15 protein-coding genes are annotated in these 20,451 nt (G+C 72.6%); 4 read left to right on the top strand and 11 right to left on the bottom strand.

All coding sequences use genetic code 11. The features are described from left to right. The first annotated feature begins 67 nt into the window (after nucleotides 1-67). Nucleotides 68-760 (top strand): hypothetical protein, encoded by a 693-nt coding sequence (locus tag ABCQ75_RS00580; RefSeq protein ID WP_345882452.1) that lies wholly within the window; start codon nucleotides 68-70, stop codon nucleotides 758-760. Between the two features lie 46 nt (nucleotides 761-806). Beyond that, the gene (locus ABCQ75_RS00585; RefSeq protein ID WP_345882454.1) at nucleotides 807-1,280 is read left to right on the top strand and encodes a hemerythrin domain-containing protein; all 474 of its coding nucleotides are present in this window, start codon (nucleotides 807-809) and stop codon (nucleotides 1,278-1,280) included. A 10-nt stretch (nucleotides 1,281-1,290) separates the two neighbouring features. Here the strand turns inward: ABCQ75_RS00585 and ABCQ75_RS00590 are convergent, their stop codons facing one another. From ABCQ75_RS00590 to ABCQ75_RS00600, 3 genes are read right to left on the bottom strand one after another with little or no spacing between them, the layout of a single operon-like run. After that, complete coding sequence (locus ABCQ75_RS00590) at nucleotides 1,291-2,847, bottom strand: FAD-dependent oxidoreductase (protein WP_345882913.1); 1,557 nt, start codon at nucleotides 2,845-2,847, stop codon at nucleotides 1,291-1,293. Beyond that, complete coding sequence (locus ABCQ75_RS00595; RefSeq protein ID WP_345882456.1) at nucleotides 2,841-5,090, bottom strand: molybdopterin oxidoreductase family protein; 2,250 nt, start codon at nucleotides 5,088-5,090, stop codon at nucleotides 2,841-2,843. The genes ABCQ75_RS00590 and ABCQ75_RS00595 overlap by 7 nt, the downstream gene beginning before the upstream one ends. 3 nt (nucleotides 5,091-5,093) lie before the next feature. Then, nucleotides 5,094-6,488: an MFS transporter gene (locus tag ABCQ75_RS00600; protein WP_345882914.1), complete on the bottom strand. Its 1,395-nt coding sequence runs from the start codon at nucleotides 6,486-6,488 to the stop codon at nucleotides 5,094-5,096. 302 nt (nucleotides 6,489-6,790) lie between these two features. On the opposite strand from ABCQ75_RS00600, the gene ABCQ75_RS00605 reads away from it, so the two are divergent. Both ABCQ75_RS00605 and ABCQ75_RS00610 read left to right on the top strand, forming a co-directional pair. Beyond that, nucleotides 6,791-8,197 carry an MFS transporter gene (locus ABCQ75_RS00605; RefSeq protein ID WP_345882457.1) on the top strand — a complete coding sequence of 469 codons (1,407 nt, stop codon included), beginning with the start codon at nucleotides 6,791-6,793 and terminating at the stop codon, nucleotides 8,195-8,197. Between the two features lie 267 nt (nucleotides 8,198-8,464). After that, entirely contained in the window at nucleotides 8,465-9,616 is a 1,152-nt protein-coding gene (locus ABCQ75_RS00610) for a choice-of-anchor L domain-containing protein (protein ID WP_345882458.1), read from the top strand. Nucleotides 9,617-9,766: 150 nt separating this feature from the next. Here the strand turns inward: ABCQ75_RS00610 and ABCQ75_RS00615 are convergent, their stop codons facing one another. The 8 genes from ABCQ75_RS00615 to ABCQ75_RS00650 form a co-directional block, all read right to left on the bottom strand. Then, nucleotides 9,767-11,557 carry an acetyl/propionyl/methylcrotonyl-CoA carboxylase subunit alpha gene (locus ABCQ75_RS00615; RefSeq protein ID WP_345882459.1) on the bottom strand — a complete coding sequence of 597 codons (1,791 nt, stop codon included), beginning with the start codon at nucleotides 11,555-11,557 and terminating at the stop codon, nucleotides 9,767-9,769. A gap of 120 nt (nucleotides 11,558-11,677) precedes the next feature. Next, nucleotides 11,678-12,343 carry a Maf family protein gene (locus ABCQ75_RS00620; RefSeq protein ID WP_345882915.1) on the bottom strand — a complete coding sequence of 222 codons (666 nt, stop codon included), beginning with the start codon at nucleotides 12,341-12,343 and terminating at the stop codon, nucleotides 11,678-11,680. Between the two features lie 129 nt (nucleotides 12,344-12,472). Continuing rightward, a complete protein-coding gene (locus ABCQ75_RS00625; RefSeq protein ID WP_345882460.1) occupies nucleotides 12,473-12,766 on the bottom strand; it encodes a hypothetical protein in 294 nt (97 codons plus the stop codon). Nucleotides 12,767-12,836: 70 nt separating this feature from the next. Further along, nucleotides 12,837-14,528, bottom strand: coding sequence for a helix-turn-helix transcriptional regulator (locus ABCQ75_RS00630; RefSeq protein ID WP_345882461.1), 1,692 nt, complete (start codon nucleotides 14,526-14,528; stop codon nucleotides 12,837-12,839). 97 nt (nucleotides 14,529-14,625) lie between these two features. After that, the gene (locus ABCQ75_RS00635) at nucleotides 14,626-17,256 is read right to left on the bottom strand and encodes an MMPL family transporter (RefSeq protein ID WP_345882462.1); all 2,631 of its coding nucleotides are present in this window, start codon (nucleotides 17,254-17,256) and stop codon (nucleotides 14,626-14,628) included. Between the two features lie 86 nt (nucleotides 17,257-17,342). Continuing rightward, complete coding sequence (locus tag ABCQ75_RS00640) at nucleotides 17,343-17,957, bottom strand: TetR/AcrR family transcriptional regulator (protein ID WP_345882463.1); 615 nt, start codon at nucleotides 17,955-17,957, stop codon at nucleotides 17,343-17,345. A 78-nt stretch (nucleotides 17,958-18,035) separates the two neighbouring features. Next, complete coding sequence (locus tag ABCQ75_RS00645; RefSeq protein WP_345882464.1) at nucleotides 18,036-19,802, bottom strand: multicopper oxidase family protein; 1,767 nt, start codon at nucleotides 19,800-19,802, stop codon at nucleotides 18,036-18,038. Nucleotides 19,803-19,886: 84 nt separating this feature from the next. Then, nucleotides 19,887-20,345 (bottom strand): YbjQ family protein, encoded by a 459-nt coding sequence (locus ABCQ75_RS00650; RefSeq protein ID WP_345882465.1) that lies wholly within the window; start codon nucleotides 20,343-20,345, stop codon nucleotides 19,887-19,889. Nucleotides 20,346-20,451 lie beyond the last annotated feature (106 nt).

The following is a 20,451-nucleotide window of genomic DNA, read 5'->3' on the forward strand; positions in this document are numbered from 1 at the left end:
TCTCCTGACCCGGGCCGGCCCGGCGCAGGCCTTCCGCGATCGGGGCGGGCGGGCGCACACTGCCTGCATGGAACCCCGGACCGCGGCCCAGGCCGCCGAGGACGCATCGGCGCCGCCGGGCGCCGACGAGAGGTTCGCCGGCTACGGAGTCATGGGCGTCCCGTTCGCCTTGGGGCATGTGCTCGCGCTGCGGCGCTTCCCCGTCTCCACCGTGGGCCCCGCCTACAGCGCCGTCTGGATCCGGGATCCGGCCGGGCGGTGGACCATGGCCGCGAGCGCCCCACCGGCCCAGTCCTGCGCCCGGTACTTCGGCGCGGCGGTCGAGCTGCAGGTCGAGGCGCCCGTGGAGATCGCCTGGACCGGCGCGCGGGAGCTGCGCGTGGAGGTCCCGGCCCCCGTCTCGCTCGAGTGGTCGCTCTCGCTGCGTGCCACCCCGCTCACCTCCGCCATGTCCGCGGCCTGCGCCGCGATCCCGGACGGCGTGTGGCGGGGTCGGGCCTTCTCCCGGGCCATGGGGCTCGTCGCGGCGGGCGCGCTGCGGACCGGGACGCTCCGGCTCGCGGGCACGACGCCGAACGGGCACCATTTCGTGGCGCGTCCCCGCCGCGTGTGGCTCGTGGAGGACTCCACGGCAAGCCTGGACGGGACGGCCCTGGGCCGCCCGGCCCCGCTCCCACAGCAGGCGGCGCTCGGGGACTTCTGGCTCCCGCAGCGCGGGCTGTTCATGGCGGGCTGGTCGGCTTTCGCGACGGCCTCGTGACTGCCAGCCCTTGATGCGCGGCGGTGGGGCCCCCACCATGTGTGCCATGGGACACACGCATTCGGATGACGACGAGGCGCTCGCCTCGATCGAGAGGCACCACTCGCACATGCTCGAACGCGCCACGGCGCTCTCCGACGCCCTGATCGCCGCGGTGGACGCGGGGGATGTGAACACGGCCTACGACGAGAAGGCCAATCTCGTCTCGTGGTGCGAGGACGAGCTGATCCCCCACGCGCTCGCCGAAGAGGGGCCCCTGTACGGGGGAGCCCGCGGAACACCCGAGGGGCGCCTGCTGGTCGAGGGCATGCTCCAGGACCATCAGGCCATCGTGGGGCTCGTCGACGAGCTGCGCGCGGCGGACGGGGCGCATGCCGCGGCGCTCGGCCTCGCCGTCACGAGGGCGTTCAGGCTCCACCTCCAGAAGGAGAACCGCCTGCTGTTCCCGTTCATCGCCGGGAGGGAGGATCTCTCGCTGGCGGACTCCGTGGCGGGGCTGGAGCAGATCGTCGGCCCCTAGGCCCGCGGGGTCACACGGCCACGGCCGCGAAGTGCGCCTCGATGAGGTCCCGCACGGAGTCCCTGCAGCCGCCGCACCCGGTGCCCGCACGGGTTGCCTTGGCGACCTCCTCGACGGTCGAGCACCCGCCGGCCACTGAGTCGGCAACCTCGCCGTGGGTCACCCCGGCGCAGCGGCAGAGGGTGGCCCCGGGCCCTGCGTGCGGGGCGGAGGCGGCCCCCAAGGCTGCCTCCGGCCCGTCCAGGCGGAGGATGACCGACCGGTCCGCCGGCAGTTCGGCGCCGGACTCGAAGAGCAGTGTCAGCTCCGCCGCCGCGCGCGGCATGCCGAGCGCCACGAAGCCCTGAAGCACGCCGCCCCGCGTGGCCATCTTCACGTAGGCCCCGTGCTCGGGGTCCGCCCACACCGCCACCCTGAGCGCGGTGGGGGAGCACGCGTCCTCGAGTGGGTCCGCGTCCCACGGGTCCGCGGTCACGGCACCGGCGACTGCGAGGTTGACCCCCCGGGCCTTGAGCAGGATCACCCCGGGCCTCTCCGGCGCGAGGGGAGCGGGCTGCGCCTCGCCGAGGAGCTCGTGGCGGAACTGCGCGGCGAGCCAGTCGGCCTGCCGCCAGCCCGGCGCGATGAGCCCGCTCGGGGCCCCGCCCCGGCCGTCCTCGGTGCAGTCGGCGCACATCGGGTCCGCGCAGCAGACCTGGGCGCAGTCGCCGATCGCGAAGACGTGCTCGGTGTGCAGGGCACGCAGCGAGTGGTCGACGAGGATCCCGGCCTCGACCGCGAGTCCGCCGCCCTCGGCGAGCTCCCGCCGGGGCCGGGCCCCGCATGCGAGGAGCAGGAGATCGCCGTCCACCGCCGAGCCGTCCTCGAGCAGGAGCGCCCGGAACGCGCCGTCCGGCCCCGTCTCGATCCCCGTGGAGCGTGCGTTGCCCGCCACCCGGACGCCCTGCCGGCGCAGGGACGCGGCGAGGGTGCCGCCGCCGGCGCGGTCGATGGAGCGGCCGAGCGGCCGGTCGCCGTGGTGGACGACCGTGACCGTGGCTCCCTCCTCGCTCGCCGCGAGCGCGGCCTCGAGTCCCAGCACCCCGCCGCCGAGGACCACGATGCGGCGGTGCCCCTCGACCGCCTCGGCGAGGCGGCCGGCGTCGTGCACGTCCCGCAGCGCCGTCACCCCCGCGGGGAGCACGGGGTTCAGCGGGTCCGGGTTCAGCCCGGTGAGGTTGGGCACGACGGCGCGTGCCCCGGTTGCGAGGACGACGCGGTCGTAGGGGAGGGCGGTGCCGTCCGCGAGGAGGACGCGGCGGCGCGAGCGGTCCAGCCGCACCGCCCGCGTGCCCGTGATGACGCGCACGCCGTCAGCGGCCAGCTCGGCGGAATCGGCGAGGCTCATCGAGGCCAGGCTCGTGCGGCCCACCCCGAGGTCCGCGACGAGCACCCGGTTGTAGGCGGCGTGCTCCTCCTCGCCCACGACGGTGAGCTCGACCAGCCCGCTGGCTGCCGCCGGGCGGAGCTCGTCCACGAAGCGGGCCGCGACGGGGCCGAAGCCGACGACGACGATGCGGGTCATGATGCCTCCTGGCGGTCCAGCGGTGCTTCAGCGGGCTCGACGAGCACGCGCGTGGTCTTGAACTCGGGCATGCCCGAGATGGGGTCCGTCCGCTGCTCCGTGACCTGGTTCGCTGCCCCGAGGCCCGGGAAGTGGAACGGCAGGAACACTGTGTCCGGCCGGATCCCGGCGGTGAGCTCGGCTCGGGCGAGGACCACGGGCTCGGGCTGCGCCGCGCCCGGGGTGCCCGCTCCGCGGGGCCCCTGCGGGGCCGCGTGCTCGCGGCGGACACGGACCCACGCGCCGTCGGCAATGCCGAGCCCTGCCGCCGCGGCAGGGTGCACGGAGAGCCTGACCTCTGGCTGGGCGGCGGAGAGGGCCTCCACGCGGCGCGTCTGGGCGCCGGACTGGTAGTGCTCGAGGAGCCGACCGGTGGCGAGCTGGAAGGCGCCGGCGCCCGCGCTCGGCGCCGGCGCGGACGCGCGCACTGCCACGAGCCGCGCGCGTCCGTCCGGGTGGGCGAACCCGTCCGTGAAGAGCCGCGGCGTGCCCCCGGATCCGGCGGGGCACGGCCAGTGCAGGGCCTCCCCGGCGTCGAGCCGCTCGTACGTGATGCCCGAGTAGTCCGCGAGGCCGCCGGAGGACGCTGCCCGCAGTTCCTCGAACACCTCGCGCGGGTCCTCGGGGAAGGCCGAGGGGGCGTCCAGCAGGGCCGCGAGCCGGTTCATGATCCACAGCTCGCTGCGCGCGCCGGCGGGGGCCTCGACGGCGCGGCGCCGGCGCAGCACCCGGCCCTCGAGGTTCGTCATGGTCCCCTCCTCCTCGGCCCACTGCAGGACGGGGAGGACGAGGTCCGCCTCGCGGGCGGTCTCGGAGAGGAAGAAGTCGCACACCACGAGGAAGTCCAGTGCCCGCAGCCCCTCGCGCACGGCGGAGACGTCTGGCGCCGAGACCACCACGTTGGCCCCGTGCACGAAGAGGCACCGCACACCGCCCGGAGCGTCCGCAGTGGCCGGCTTTCCCAGCGAGGCGAGGAGTTCGACGGCGGGAACGCCCGGGCCGGGGATCGCCGCCTCGGGCACGCCCCACACCCGTGCGACGTGCTCGCGGGCGGCGGGGTCGGTGATCTTGCGGTAGCCGGGGAGCTGGTCCGACTTCTGCCCGTGCTCGCGCCCGCCCTGGCCGTTGCCCTGGCCCGTGAGCGTGCCGTAGCCGCCGCGCTCGGAGCCCGGAAGTCCCAGCAGGAGGGCGAGGTTGATCGCCGCAGTGACGGTGTCCGTGCCGTCCGCGTGCTGCTCGATCCCGCGGCCGGTGAGGATGTAGCAGGAGCCCGTGCGGGCCGAGGAGGCGAGCCGCTCGGCGGCCTCCCGCAGCACGTGCGCCGGGACGCCGGTGGCCGCCTGCACCCGTTCGGGCCACCACGGGGCCACGGAACGGATCACGGCCTCGAGGCCCGCGGTGCGCTCGGCGACGTAGGAGTGCGCGAGCAGGCCGTCGTTGATCACGATGTGCGCGAGGCCCAGCAGGAGGATGAGGTCCGTGTGCGGGGCCGGCTGCAGGTGCGTGCCCGCACCGTCCGCCGTGAGCTCGGCGGTGGCGGAGCGGCGGGGGTCGACGACGATCAGGCCGCCCCCCGCCCGCGCGCCGGCGAGGTGCTGGACGAACGGCGGCATGGTCTCGGCCACGTTCGAGCCCAGGAGGAGGACCGTGTCCGCCGTGCCGAGGTCCGTCACGGGGAAGGGCAGGCCACGGTCGATCCCGAACGCGCGATTGCCCGCGGCCGCGGCGGAGGACATGCAGAACCTGCCGTTGTAGTCGATCCGGGATGTGCCGAGCGCGAGCCGGGCGAACTTGCCCAGGAGGTAGGCCTTCTCGTTGGTCAGCCCGCCCCCGCCGAACACGCCTACCGCGTCCTTCCCGTACCGCTCCTGGGCGGTGCGGACCTCCGCCGCCGCCCGCTCGAGGGCGACGTCCCACGGGACGGGGCGGAGCACGCCGTCGTCCGAGCGGAGGAGGGGCTCCGTGACGCGATCCGGATGCGCCAGGAGCTCCGCCGAGGTCCAGCCCTTGCGGCACAGTCCGCCGCGGTTGGTGGGGAACTCGCGGCCCGCGACCTCGGGCTGCGCGCCGGACGCGGGGCCGCCCGCCCCCGCCGGAGCGGGAGCGAGCGACATCGCGCACTGGAGCGCGCAGTACGGGCAGTGCGTGGCGGTAGGCCGGGATGCGGTGCCGGCGGTGGAGACTGCCGGGGCGGGCGCGGAGCTCATGTGTCAGGCCTTCGTTGTGGCGACGAGGCTGCCCTTGCGGAGGTAGCAGAAGGCGGTCACGCCGAGCATGAGGACGTACGCGGCCACGAAGCCGAAGAACGCTGGGACGTAGGAGCCGGTAGCGGTGCTCGAGGCGCCGAGCAGCTGGGGGATGAGGAACCCTCCGTAGGCGCCGATCGCCGAGATGAGGCCCAGGGCGGCCGAGGCGAGGCGGGCGGTCTGGGCCGGCTCGGCGCCGGCGCGGGCAGCGCGGCTGGCGGTGCCGAAGATCACCGGGATCATGCGGTACGTGGTGCCGTTGCCGAAGCCGCTCGCGGTGAAGAGCGCCAGGAACAGGGCCAGGAAGAGCCAGAAGTTCTTCAGGGGCAGGGTGGCGATGAGCGTCAGGGTGATGACCGCCATCGTGGCGAACGCCGCGACGGTCATGCGGGCGCCGCCGAACCGGTCCGCGATGCGGCCGCCGTACGGGCGGGCCAGCGAGCCCACGAGAGGGCCGAGGAAGGCGAGGGAGAGTGCGGCCGCGCCGATCTGGAAGGAGGAGAACTCGGGGAACATGTCCTTGATGAGCTTCGGGAACACCCCCGAGAAGCCGATGAAGGAGCCGAAGGTGCCGATGTAGAGGAACGCCATGACCCACAGGTGCGGCTCCTTGAGCGCCGCGATCGAGCCGGCGAGGTCGCCCTTGGCATTGGCGAGGTTGTCCATGTTCTTCCAGGCCCCGAACGCCGCGAGGAGGATGAGCGGAACCCAGATGAGGCCCGCGACGGCGAGGCTCGTGCCGGTCACGAGCACCGCGGTGATGCTGACCGCGACCGGGACCACGAGCTGGGCCACCGCTGCGCCCAGGTTCCCGCCGGCAGCGTTGAGCCCGAGCGCCCAGCCCTTCTCGCGGGCCGGGTAGAAGAAGGTGATGTTCGCCATCGAGCTCGCGAAGTTGCCGCCGCCGACGCCCGCGAGCGCGGCCACCGCGAGGAGGGCCCAGAACGGCGTGGCCGGATTCGAGACGCACACGGCGAGCCCGATCGCGGGGACGAGCAGCAGCAGGGCCGAGACGATCGTCCAGTTGCGGCCGCCGAACCGCGGCACCATGAAGGTGTAGGGGATGCGGAGGGTTGCGCCGACGAGGGCCGGCATCGAGATCAGCCAGAACGTCTCGGAGGTGCTCAGGGTGAAGCCTGCGCCCGGGAGCTGGACCACCACGATGGACCACAGCTGCCACACGACGAAGCCGAGGAACTCGGCGAAGATCGACCAGCGCAGGTTGCGGCCGGCGATCGCACGGCCCTCGGTCTCCCACTGCCGGGTGTCCTCGGGATTCCAGTGCTCGATCCAGCGGCCGCGCCTGGTGGAGAGGCGGATGCTCGGGGCCGAGCCTGTCTGGGGGTGGGTGGCGCCCACGGTGGGTGCGTCCGTCGATTCTGTGCTCACTGTTCCTCCTGGAAGGAAGGGGGTGGGGGATCACTTCCTACGCTAGGAACGGTGCGTTTCACCGAGCGGCATGAGGTGTAACAACGCTGTGACATCTCCCTCTCACCGTGCGGGGGTGCGGGTGAGCGCAGGACCGCCTGCTGGGAAGCAGAGCCGATGTCTCACAATGTGGACTTGATGTCCGATGGGCGGAATGCCCGTGACTAGGATTGCGCGTACCCACGTTCCGGGCCGATGTCAATGAGCGGCCCCTTCTGCGAAGGCGAATCGTCATGTCCACCTCACCAGCGGTGACACAGCCGGCTTCAGGGAAGTCGGCCAACACCCGTGGCCGCGTCATCTTCTCGAGCCTCATCGGCACCACCATCGAGTTCTTCGACTTCTACGCGTACGCGACAGCCTCGGTCCTCGTGTTCCCGAAGCTCTTCTTCCCGAACGCCTCGGACATCAACGCGATCCTGTCCTCGTTCGCGATCTTCGGCGTCGCCTTCATTGCCCGTCCCGTCGGCTCGGTCCTCTTCGGGCACTTCGGCGACCGGCTGGGCCGCAAGGGCACGCTCGTGGCGTCGCTGCTGACCATGGGCCTCGCCACCTTCTTCATCGGCCTCCTCCCGCCGGCCACCACCGCCGGCTGGCTCGTCCTCGCGCCGCTGCTCCTCGTCGTCCTGCGCTTCTGCCAGGGCCTCGCGCTCGGCGGCGAGTGGTCAGGCGCCGCGCTGCTGGCCACCGAGAACGCGCCCGCGAACAAGCGCGCCGTGTGGGGGACGTTCCCGCAGCTCGGGGCCCCGATCGGCTTCATCCTCGCCAACGTGCTGTTCGTGGTCCTCAACATGACCATGACGCCCGAGCAGTTCATGGCCTACGGCTGGCGCATCCCGTTCCTCGCGAGCATCGTCATGGTGGCCGTGGGCCTCTACGTGCGCCTCAAGCTCGTGGAGAGCGCGTCCTTCCAGAAGGTGGTCCAGGAGGACAAGGTCGCGAAGCTCCCGCTGGCCGCGACGTTCAAGCACCACTGGCGCGCGGTGGTCGCCGGGACGTTCATCATGCTCGCCACCTACGTGCTCTTCTACCTGACCACGAGCTTCACCCTCACCTACGGCACCGCCACCAACAGTGTCGAGGCTGCCCGCGCCGCCGCGGAGAAGGCGGGCAAGCCGTTCAACGAGGCCGCCTTCGTCCCCGGTCTGGGCATCGACCGCAGCGAGTTCCTCTGGATGCTCATCCTCGGCGTGGTGTTCTTCGGCATCTTCACCGCGGTCTCCGGCCCGCTCGCCGAGAAGTACGGCCGCCGGAAGTTCCTCCTCTGGGTCACGTCCGGAATCCTCGTGTTCGGCCTCACATGGGGCCTCATGTTCGGCCCGGGCAAGGGTGCGGCCCTGGTCGGCCTCATCGTCGGCTTCACCCTCATGGGCCTCACTTTCGGGCCGATGGCGGCGATCCTGCCCGAGCTGTTCCCGGCGAACGTCCGGTACACGGGCTCGGCTGTCGCGTACAACCTCTCCTCGGTGATCGGCGCGGCGCCGGCCTCGTTCGTGGCGATCGCCCTCTGGCAGGCGGGCAAGGGCAGCACCGTCTGGGTCGGGGTCTACCTCGCCGTCGCGGCCGTCCTCACGATCGTGGCGCTCCTGCTGACCAAGGAGACGAGGGACCGGGAGTTCGAGGCGAACGTCTCCGCCTGACCCCCACGCCCTCGCAGCGGCCCCGCATCCTGATCCGGATGCGGGGCCGCTCCCGTTTTGCGGGTCAGGGCATTGCTATTAATCAATTCGATGGTTATATTCGGGGTGGCCGCCCTTTCGGAGGGCGGCGGGGGACCAGCGGCGCGGGACAGGCGCCGCCACGAATCCTTCTCGTGCGTGCCGTGGAACGCCACGGCAGGATGACGCCCGGCCTGGTCCGCGGCGTCGACATGGAACAACATGCCGCACTCTCACCGGAGAACTCCCATGCACCAGCACGCCCTTCGCCGCGCCGCCGTCGCCTGCGCGGCCGCCGCACTCACCCTGACAGCCCTCCCGGCCCACGCCGTCACGTCAACGACGGATCTCACCACTCTCACGGCGGGGGACCTCGCCGCGACCCTCCTCGGCCCGGGGATCACGGCCGCCAACATCGTCTACACCGGCGCGCCGGGAGCGTCCGGCACGTTCGCCGGCGGAGCCACGACCGTCGGGTTCGACACTGGCGTCATCCTCACGACCGGCTCCGCGGCGGGCGCCCTCGGGCCCAATGACGCTGGGAACACCACGACCGCGAACGGCGCGGCCGGCGACGCCGACCTGACGGCCCTCTCCGGCGTGGCAACCCATGACGCCAGCGTCCTCGAATTCGACTTCACGCCGAACGCCGACACCGTCTACTTCGAGTACGTGTTCGCCTCCGAGGAGTACCTGGAGTTCGTCAACTCGTCCTTCAACGACTCCTTCGCCTTCTTCGTCAACGGGGTCAACTACGCGCTCGTCGACAACGCCGGCGTCCTCGAGCCGATCACGATCAACAACATCAACCCCGGGAAGAACGCGGCCCTGTACGTGGACAATCCCGGAACGCTCAACGTCGAGTACGACGGCCTCACGACGGTCCTGACGTTCATGGCACCCGTGAACACGGGGGTGCCGAACCACATCAAGCTCGCCATCGCCGACGGCTCGGACTCCATCCTGGACAGCGGAGTGTTCCTCAAGGCCGGCTCGTTCAGCACCACACCGCCCGCTGGGGACGCCAAGGTGACCGGCGGCGGCTCCATCGCACAGGCGGATGGGAAGGTGACACTCGGGACGCAGGTGATCCGCGACGACCAAGGCCTGCGCGGCAACCTCCAGGTCAATGACCACCGCACGGGGACGAAGTTCCACGGCTACAGCGTCAACGCCCTGTCCGTGACCGGTTCCACGGCGGTCTGGAGCGGCGAGGGCAGGCTCGACGGCGTCGACGGCTACACGTTCACGGCCACGCTCGAGGACAACCGGAACGGCAACTCCGCCAAGAAGGGCCCGGCGGACACCGTGCACGTGGTCATCAAGGACGGCGCGGGAACGACAGTCTGGGAGAACACGGCCGTTGACCTTTGGGGCAACGTGACCGTCCACGACGAGTAGGGCCTCCGCCAAGGGGACGAGACCCCACAACAACGGGGACGAGACCCCGCAAGTGGGGGGGACGGGACCCCGCAACGGATTCTCTCCGTTGTGGGGTCCCGTCCTGTCCGCTGTGGGGTCCCGTCCCGCTTGGTGCGGGGTCCCTGCGGGTCAGTCCTCGATCGTCGCGATGACGGCGCCCGCGGAGACGGTCTGGCCCGCCTCGGCGGCCAGGCCGCGCACGGTGCCGGCGCGGTGCGCGGTGAGGGGCTGCTCCATCTTCATCGCCTCGAGCACGACGACGAGATCGCCTTCCGCGACCACGTCCCCGTCCGCGACGGCCACCTTGACGATCGTGCCCTGCATGGGCGCCGTGAGCGCGTCCCCGCCTGCCGCGCCGGCGGAAGCACCACCGCGCACGGCGCGCGCCTTCTTCGCCTTGCCCTTCGCCGCCTTGCCGCCGCCGATGGCGAGCCCTGCGGGGATCGTCACCTCGAGGCGCTTGCCGCCCACCTCGACGACCACGCTCTGGCGCTCGCCGGCGTCGTCCGCGCCAGCAGGGGACGCCGGGTGCGCGTACGGGGCGAGCGTGTTCTCGAACTCCGTCTCGATCCAGCGCGTGTGCACGCCGAACGCCCCCTCGGCCGGCGCGAACGCCGGATCGCGGACCACTGCGGCGTGGAACGGGACCACGGTGGGCATCCCGGTGATCGTGAGCTCGTCGAGGGCCCGGCGTGACCGCTCGAGGGCCTGGCCGCGGTCGCGGCCGGTGACGATGAGCTTGGCGAGCATCGAGTCGAAGCTGCCCGAGATGACCTCTCCGGCCTCGATCCCGGAGTCCACGCGGACTCCCGGGCCCGTGGGGTAGCGCAGCGTCTCCACCGTGCCGGGCGCGGGCATGAAGTTGCGGCCCGGGTCCTCGCCGTTGATGCGGAACTCGATGGAGTGGCCGCGCACTTCGGGATCGTCGTAGCCGAGCGCCTCGCCGCGGGCGAGCCGGAACTGCTCGCGCACGAGGTCGATGCCCGTGACCTCCTCGGACACGCAGTGCTCCACCTGGAGGCGGGTATTGACCTCGAGGAAGCTGATGACGCCGTCCTGCCCCACGAGGAACTCGCACGTCCCCGCGCCGAGGTACCCGGCCTCCTTGAGGATCGCCTTGGAGGACTCGTAGAGCCGCTTGTTCTGCTCGTCCGTGAGGAACGGCGCGGGCGCCTCCTCGACGAGCTTCTGGTTGCGCCGCTGCAGGGAGCAGTCGCGGGTGGAGACGACGACGACGCTGCCGTGCGCGTCCGCGAGGCACTGGGTCTCCACATGGCGGGGGGAGTCGAGGAAGCGCTCGATGAAGCACTCGCCGCGGCCGAACGCCGCCGTGGCCTCGCGCACCGCCGACTCGTACAGCTCGGGGATCTCCTCGAGCGTGCGCGCGACCTTGATGCCGCGCCCGCCGCCGCCGTACGCGGCCTTGATGGCCACGGGCAGGCCGAACTCGCGGGCGAAGGCGAGGACCTCCTCGGCCGATCCCACCGGGTCCGCGGTGCCCGGCACGAGCGGGGCGCCGACCTTCTCGGCGATGTGGCGTGCCCGGACCTTGTCCCCGAGCGCCGCGATCGCCTCGGGCGAGGGGCCGATCCACGTGAGCCCGGCGTCCATGACGCGCTGGGCGAACTCGGCGTTCTCGGACAGGAACCCGTAGCCGGGGTGCACGGCGTCCGCGCCGGAGGCCCGGGCCGCGTCCAGGACCTTGTCCATGACGAGGTAGGACTCGGCCGCGGTGGAGCCGCCGAGCGCGAAGGCCTCGTCCGCGAGGCGCACGTGCAGAGCGTCGCGGTCCGGCTCGGCGTACACGGCGACGGAGGCGATGCCCTCGTCACGGGCGGCTCGGATGACGCGCACGGCGATCTCGCCGCGGTTGGCGATGAGGACCTTCGTGATGGGGTGGCTGGCGGCAGTGGGGGACAAGGCGACTCCGTTCTCTACTGCCCGCAGCCTAGCGTCCCCTTGGTGGGATCGCCCATACAGGTGGCGGTATCCGCGCCGCAGGACCGTTTTATTTGTAGGGTTCGTACAAACGCGTGCTGGTCAGCGCACGACGGCGGCGGCCCACCAGTCCGTGAGCCTCACCCCCGCGCCGGCCAGCAGGGTCCGCAGCGTGGAGACCGAGAGGCCGACCACGGCGTGCGGGTCGCCGTCGACCCGGGCCAGGAACGCCCCGCCCAGGCCGTCGATCGTGAAGGAGCCCGCGCAGTGCAGCGGCTCGCCCGTGGCGACGTACGCCTCGATCTCCTCGGCGCTCATGTGCGCCAGCTCGACTGACGCCGAGGCGAGGGCGCCCGCGCCGGGCGGCAGGACGGCGTCGTGCGCTGCGGCCCCTCCGTCAGCCGTTGCCGCACTGTGCGCCCCGGCGCGCCGGTCCACAAGCCAGTGCCCCGTGTGCAGCACGCCGGCGCGCCCGCTCATCACCGCGAGCCGCTCCCGCGCGACCTCGGCGGTGTACGGCTTGCCGTGCGCCTCGCCGTCGAACTCGAAGACCGAATCGCACCCCAGCACCAGCGCGCCCGTGGCGGCGGGGAGCGCCGCCACGGCCTCGGCCTTGGCGCGGGCCAGCAGGAGGGCGGTGTCCGACGGGCTCGCGCCGGGATGCGCCGCGGCGACGGCCTCCTCGTCCACATCCGAGACGAGGACCCGGTGCGGGATGCCGGCCTCCTCGAGGAGCTTGGTGCGCGCCGGGGACTTCGAGGCGAGGATGAGCTCGGGCGGGCCCTGCTGGGCGGCATGGACGGTCGGGGCCGTGCGGTGGCTCGGGGCAGCGTGGTCGGTCACGCGGCCCAGCCTAGCGCCGGGCTGCCCGGATGTGGCGGGCCAGGTACCTCGGGTTCATTGCTGGACTCCTTCCGGTGCTGCGGCCCGGGGCTTGCGGGCGAAGCGGATGTACCACGCGAGCATGAGCGCCATGGCGAGGGCGTAGAACGCGTGCAGCGCCCAGATCGGGCCGGGCGGGAGGCTCAGGACGTAGACCGTGTGGATGGCATTGCCGAGGTTCGCGATCACGAGGAACGCGGGGCTGTACGAGGACAGGTCATGGGTCCGTGCCGCCTTGGCGAGCATGGGCAGGTTGCCGGCCGCGAACAGTGCGGTCGAGGCCATGCCGGCGATCAGTGCAGCATCCATGGCTCCACGGTAGGACTGCGGCCCGGCCGCGGCATCGGCAGTATTGACCCTCTTCCGCGAAAGGGCGTGGTCAGTTCTGACCAGACGCGAGTCCGTGCTCGTAGGCGTAGGCCGCCGCCGCGGTCCGTGAGGCCACCCCGAGCTTGGCCAGGATGCTGCCGACGTGCCGCGCGATGGTCCGCTCGCTCACAAAGAGCCTGCGGCCCAGTTCGCGGTTGGACAGCCCCGCGCTCATGTACCGCAGGACCTCGAGCTCGCGCGGGCTGAGGGCCCCGGGGGCGGGGACGGACGACGGCGTGCGGCCGGCGGGGGCGGCCCCGTCCGCCGGCCGCTCGGGAAGCCCCAGCGCGGCGAGCTCGGCGAGGGCCGGTCCCGCACCCAGCCCTTCGAACACCGCCCGGGCCGAGGCGAATGCCGCGCCCGCGCGGGCAGTCTCGCCCAGCGCGAGGCAGATCCTGGCCTGCAGCGCGAGGCAGCGGGCCGCCTCGTACACGCCGCCGATCTCGGACCAGAGCGCGAAGGCGCGCCGGGCGGACTCGTGGGCGGCAGCGGCGTCGTCGTGCTCGAGTACCCGCGCCCGGGCCGCGGCCGCGAGGGCGAGCGACCACGGAGTGGCGTGGGAGGCCGCGACCTCCGCGAGCTCCCGGGCGGCGTCGCGCGCGGCGGCAGGATCGCCGGCGGCGAGCTCGACCTCGACGACGGCGGGCAGGAGGGCGCGGGCGTAGGCGTCGTTGGTGCGGATCGCCGTCCCGCGCAGGAGCTCCTGGGCCTCGGCCGGGCGGCCCTGGTCGAGGCGCAGGAGCGCGAGCCCGGGCAGCGGGTCCCACCCGCACGCGTGGGCCCGCGCGTACGCGGCCTCGGCACCCGGGGCGTCACCGCGCAGGCGGCAGATCTCCGCCTCGGCGTAGAACCCGCCGAAGCCCGCGTTGACATTGCCCTGCTGGTAGAGCGCCTGGGCGGCGCGGGCGGTCTCGAGCGCCTCGTCCCACTCGCCGTGGAGCTGGTAGAAGAACGAGCGGTGCATCTCGCACTCGCCGGTGAAGCTGATGAGCGAGGGCTGGGCTCCGCACCAGTGGTCCAGGGCGCGCGTCCATTCGCGGGCGCGGGACAGGTCCAGGGCGAGCTCGCAGATCTCGATCGCCCCGCAGAAGAGGACGCCCGATGCCACGGGGCCGGCCAGATTGGCCAGCGCGACGGCGATGACGTCGTCGAGGAGGCGCAGCGCATCGTCGAACCTCCCCATCCCGACCCACGCATGGCTCAGGCCGAGTCGGGCGATCGCGAGGATCTCGTCGTCCCCGAGGGGCTCCGCAAGCGCCACCGCGCGCTGGAGCGCGGGCTCCGCAGCGCCTCCGCCCTCGGTGTAGAGCCTCATGATGGCCGTGGGAAGCATTCCGAGGACGTGCTGCGGCGTCGGCCCGTCGAGCCGGTCCAGGATCTGGTTGGTGCGCGCGGACCAGCCCGCGGCCGCCGAATGGCGCCCGTGCGTCGCGAGGAAGAGGGTGAGCCAGCCCGCCGTGTCGGCCGCGGCGAGGAGGTCCCCTCGTGCGGCGTGGCCCTCGTGGGCGCGGGCGAGGGCGGCCGCCGCGTCGTCGATCCTGCCCATGAGGGCGTAGGAGCGGCCCAGCGCGTCCAGGTCCGCGGGGGAGAGCGCGTCGCCGGAGGTGGCCAGCTCCGAGGCGGCGCGCTCGAAGCCCGCGGCAGCGTCGCGCCACTGCCGCCCGCGGAACGCCGAACGCGCGAGGCCGAGGGTACCGGGCATAGGGCTCCTCGGGCCGGATCAGTCCTCGATGCCGTCAGGATAGATCCGCCCCGGGCCGTGCTCAAGGCGGCCCCACCAGCCCACGCGGCTGCCCCGCCTACCGGGCCAGCGCCTCCGGCTCGCCTTCGACGCGGTGGCGGGGGCCCGCCGTCGTGCGCTCGAGCTGGGCGCCCTCGATGTCCAGGTCCGGGAGGAGCCTCTCGAGCCAGGCCGGAAGCCACCACGCGCCCCGCCCGAGCAGGCGCATGACGGCGGGCACGAGGGTCATGCGCACCACGAACGCGTCCAGGAGCACGCCGAGCGCGAGCCCGAACCCGAGCGGCCGGACCATCGTCAGGTGGCTGAAGATGAAGCCCGCGAAGACGCTCACCATGATGATCGCCGCGGCCGTGATGACGCGGGCCGCGTGGTGGAAGCCCGTGCGGACCGCGAGGTGCGCCTCCTGGCCGTGCACGTAGGACTCGCGCATGCCGGAGGTGATGAACACCTGGTAGTCCATCGCGAGCCCGAACAGGATGCCGATCAGCAGGATCGGCAGGAAGCTCAGCACCGCGCCCGGGTGCGTCACGTCGAAGACCGGTCCCAGCCAGCCCCACTGGTACACCGCGACGATCGCGCCGAACGCTGCGCCGAGGGAGAGCAGGAAGCCGCCGGTCGCGAGCAGCGGGACGAGGAGGGAACGGAACACGAGCATGAGGAGGAGCAGGGAGAGGCCGACGACGATCGCCAGGTAGGGCGGGAGGGCATCGGCGAGCTTCGCCGAGATGTCCACGTTCGCCGCCGTCTGGCCCGTGAGGCCGATCGTGGCGCCCGTGTCCTCCCGGATCTGGGCGCCCTTGGCGCGCAGGTCGTGGACGGCCTGGACCGTGCTGGCGCTCGCGGGGCCGTCCGTGGGGATGACCTGGAAGACGGCGGTGCGGCGGTCCTCGCTCAGGGCGCTCGGCACGGCCGCGACGACCCCGGGGACGTCCCGGAGCTCGTCCGCGATGTCGAGCTGCTTGGCCTTCGCGGCCGCCTCGTCGAGGCCCGCGGGGAGCTCTCCGACGACGACGATCGGGCCGGTCATGCCTTGGCCGAAGTAGGTGCCCGTGGCCGAGTAGGCCTGGTAGGCGCTTGACTCGACCGGCTCGGATCCGCCGTCGGGCAGTGCGAGCCGGAGTGAGGCGGCGGGGACCGCGAGGGCACCGAGCAGCACGACCGAGGCGGCCACGGAGACCCAGGGGTGCCGGGTGACCCACGCGCCCCAGCCACGGTTGGACGCAGCGATGTCTGCGCGCTCCTCCTCTTCCTCGTGCCCCGCCCGGGCGTTCTCCGCTGTGTTCTGCCTGGCGGCCTCCGCCCACCGGCGCCTGGAGATGATCCGGCGTCCCGCGAAGCCGAGCACGGCCGGGAGGAGGGTGATGGCGACGAGCACGGCGACGGTCACGGTCGCGGCGGCCGAGAGGCCCATGACTGCCAGGAACGGCAGGCCGGGGACCACGAGCGCCGCGAGGGCGATCACCACGGTCATGCCGGCGAAGACCACCGCGTTGCCCGAGGTGCCAGTGGCAAGGGCCACCGATTCCCGCGGGTCCATGCCGTGCAGGAGCTGGTTCCGGTGCCGGTTGACGATGAACAGCGAGTAGTCGATCCCGACCGCGAGGCCGAGCATGAGGCCCAGCATCGGGGTCACGGAGCTCATCTGGACCATCGACGTGAGGGCGAAGGTGCCGCCCACTCCCACTGCCACGCCGGCGAGGGCCATGAGCAGCGGGAGGCCTGCCGCGACGAGTGTTCCGAGCATGACGATGAGCACGAGCGCGGCGACCGTGACGCCGATGGCCTCGGCGGCGCCGAAGATCGAGGAGATGTCCTGGGTCAGCTCCTTGCTCGCGTGCGCCTCGACGCCCGGGACAGAGCCGGCGAGGCTCTGGATCTCCTCGCGCAGCGCCACGGGGAGCGCATCGGTGGACTTGGTGAACTGGATCGACGCGATGGCGGCATGTCCGTCGTCGGAGACGAAGCGGAGCCCTTCCGCGGACTGGGCCTCGCGCTCGCCGAGGGCGAGATCGGCCTTGCCGTCGGCGAGCTTCGCGGCGCCCTCGTCCGCCTCCTTGCGCCCGGCGTCGTAGCGGGCCTGGCCCGCCTCGAGCTGCGCGCGGCCGGCGTCGATCTGCGCCTGCGCGGCCGCGGTGGCCTGGGCGACCGCGGCCTCGGGGAGGCCCTGGGCGGCGAGCGCCTGCTTCTGGGCGTCGAGCTGGGCCTGCCCGGCGTCGAGCCGGTCGCGGTTGGCGTCGAGCTCCGCCTTCGCCGCGGCGAGCTTCGACTCGCCGGCCGCCAGCCGGGCCTCGTTCGCGGCGATCTCCTGCTTCCCCGCGGCGATCCTGTCCGAGGCGCCGTCGAGCTGGTCCTGGCGATCGAAGGGGTCCACGACCGCCTGGACGTCCTCGAGGTCCCCGATCCGCTCCAGGGCACCCCCCACGGCGTCCTTCTGGGCATCGGTGAAGGAGCCGTCCTGGGCCTCGAAGACGATGCTCGCGTTGCCGCCGGCCGCCGCCGGCAGGTCCGCCTTGAGCTTGTCCAGCACGCGCTGGGTCTCGGTGCCGGGGATCTGGAAGTTGTTCGTCATGGTGCCGTGGAACGCGGCAGCCGAGCCGCCCACGGCCGCGATGACCACGAGCCAGAGGGCGAGGACGAGCCCACGGCGGTCGTAGGCGAAGCGGCCGAGGCGGTAGAGGAGGGTAGCCATGGGAATCCTTCTGCGAGAGGGACGGAGTGTGGAGGGAGGAGTCTTGACGGAGGAGTCTGGAGGGGGACGGGCGGCGGGGCCGGGGGCTACTGCGCGAACCCGGCCTTGAGGTGGGTGATGGCTGCGGTCAGCAGCTCCCGGAGGCGGGTGAGGGACGACGGCGAGAGGTCGCCTCTCGCCTCCGCGAGCCAGACCTCGAGGGCGGCCTTCCCGCAGGAGATGACGCTCCCGGCGAGGGCCTGGACGTAGAGGTCGTCGAGGGTTCCCGCCTCGTCGCGCTCGCGGATCGCGGCGACGATCTTCTCGCCGCACTCCTCGAACGCCTGGAGCTGGTAGCGGGTGACGGGGTCGTGGCCGTGTGCCACGAGGAACGACTCGGCCATGGGGGCGATGAGCTCGTTGTCCGCGAGGCCCAGGATGACGGTGAGCGCCGATTCGAGGAGGGGCTCGCCGGGGGGCCGGTCCCGGAGCTGCTCGAGGGCGCGGTCCAGGAACCCGAAGGTCGGGGCCGCGATGGCCTCCTCGGGGCTCGTGAAGTAGTTGAAGAAGGTCCGGCGGGAGACGCCGGCCGAATCGGCGATGTCCTCGACCGTGAACCCCCCGAGTCCGCGCTCGCGGGCCAGGGAGAGGACGGCCGAGACGATGGCGTCCCGCGTCGCGGCCTTGTTCTGCTCGCGGCGGGAGAGGGTCTCAGGGGTCACAGCATTACACTAGGTGCAAACTTGCACTCCGTGCAACATCAGCCCTGGCGAATCGGGACCAGGCCTTGGCGGGCCAGCTCAGGCTTCGATGACGTACGGCCGCATCATGTCGTTGTCCTCGTGCTCGAGGATGTGGCAGTGCCAGACGTAGGGCCCGGTGAATGACGAGCCCATCGCGAGCGGCGCCCCGCCCGCCGCGCCCGCGCCGAAGGGCACGAGGATGCGGGTGACCTCCCCGGGCATCGCCACGATGGTGTCCTTCCAGCCCCGCTCCGGCGGCGGGGACGGGCGGCCGATGAGGAAGGGCTCGGGCGAGACCGCCGCACCCCGCCCCGGGACGACGAGGCCGGTCTCGGGGTCGGCGAAGTCGGTGGCCTCGATGTAGCGGTCCACGTGCAGCCGCTGCCTGTCCAGCACTTGGAACTGGACGAAGTGCAGGTGGATCGGGTGGGCGTCGCCGGTGGTGTTCACGAGTTCCCAGAGCTCGAGCGAGTCCTTGGCGACCACCGTCGGATAGGGGTCCGCGAAGTGCCGGTTGTTCAGGAGCGCAGTGATCGGCACGTCGTCCTCGTCGACGACTTCGACGAGCGCCATGGGCCGCACGGTGAGGTCCTCGAGGCCGGCAGCGACGTGCGCGAGGCGTGTCATCGGCGTCGGCCGCAGCTGCACAGGGATGGGGGCCGTGAACCCGGGAGCCGAGGTGACCCTGAACTGCATGATCTGGGGGAGCGGCATGCCGCCTCGGCGGACGGCGACCGGGCCGTCGGGGAACGGCGACCGGGCCGAGTTGGCGAGGACGACGGCGCTCCCCGCCGCGAGGAGGGAGAAGTCGACGACGATGTCCGCGCGCTCGCCGGGCCCCAGCACGAGCCTCGTGAACCGCACGGGCGCGTCGAGGAGCCCGCCGTCCGTGCCGATCTGCTCGAAGGGCAGCGACTCCCCACCGTGGGAGAACCTCAGGAGGTAGAAGCGGGCGTTCGAGCCGTTGTAGACGCGGAAGCGGTACTTGCCCCGGGCGACGTCGAGCGTCGGCCACGCCGTGCCGTTCACCGTCGCGACGTCGCCGAAGAACTCGGGCGACCAGGGCCGGTCGAGGTCCGGGTTGGGCGGATAGGCGAACGAGCCGTCCTCGGCGAACACGCGGTCCTGGATGATGAGCGGAACCTCGAACGGGCTGGCGGGCAGGTGCACGCCGTCGCCGGTGTCGATCCCGGAGCCCGGGGCGTCGCGGAGCAGGTAGCCCGAGGCGAGCCCCGCGTACACGTTGAGCCGGGTGATGCCGAGCGCGTGGTCGTGGTACCAGAGCCCCGCGGCGTCCTGATGGTTGTCGTAGTGGTAGTCGTAGGACTGGCCGGGCAGGAACGTGTCCGTCGGCCCCCCATCCGAGTCCGAGCGGGTGTTGCCCCCGTGGAGGTGGAGGGAGGCGCGCGGCGCCGTGCGGTCCGCGGAGCCCGGCGGGACGAGCCCGTCGTCGACGGCGAACGCGAGCGGGTGCGGGCCGAGCTCGTTGTGGACCCGGAGGGTGAAGGGCTGCCCCTTCTGCGCGACGATGACCGGGCCCAGGTACGTCATCGGCAGGGACGCGTGCTGGTAGCTCAGCGTGCTCGTGGGGCCGAGGCCAGGGTGGAAGCGGTGCTGCGCGTTGCGCATGGTCAGCTCCGCCAGGCCGCCGCCTCGCATGTCGAGGATGCCGGGCACGGCGAGGGCCTCGGTGAAGGGAGTGAGGCCGAGCGGTACCGCCGCCTGTGCTCTCTGGGCTCTCTGGGCCGTCAGCGGGGGCACGAGCGCCGCGGTGCCCGCCGCCGCGAAGCCTGCCTGGATCAGCCGCCTGCGTGAGATTTCCATGGCCCGGCTCCTCATGAGCTATGACGTCCGTCGCTCCACGGTAGGCATGCCGTGCGACGGGCCGACAGGGCTATTGGACCCGGCTCAGAGGGGCGGGCTCGGCGGGTGCGGCTGCGCGCCGGAAGGAGCCGGGGGGGCCTGCACGTGCTGGCCCGCCCGGCCCAGTTGGCCGGCATGGTCCACGAGGTACGCCGACTGGCCCGTGGCCCCCGCCTCTCCGCGCGCGAGGGGGATGACCCACACCGCCGTGCCATAGCAGCACACCTCGGTCCAGTTGGGCCCGAGCTCGGATGTGTCGAAGCGCATCGCCACGATCGCGTTCGCCCCGCGCTGCTGGGCCTCGGTGACCATGCGGTGCATGACCTGCCGGCGGCTCTCGTAGAGCGCCTGGGTCATCTCGGGCAGCTCGCCGCCGCCGATCGAGCGGAGGTTGGCCATGAACTGCGCCCCGACGTCGCGGGCGCGGACCGTGAGGCCCATGACCTCGCCGAAGACGGCGTCGATGCGATGCCCGGGGATGTCGTTCGTGGTGACGATGAGCATGGCCCCAGCGTAGCCACGCATCGGCACCCGTGGACGCCAGAACGCCGCATCGCGACACGCTGGGATCCGGTCCGGATAGCGGCGTGTTGCGATGCGGCGTTGGGAA

Origin of the sequence: Sinomonas halotolerans, from assembly GCF_039615075.1 — a bacterium.
In the GTDB taxonomy this organism is placed as follows: Bacteria; Actinomycetota; Actinomycetes; order Actinomycetales; family Micrococcaceae; genus Sinomonas; species Sinomonas halotolerans.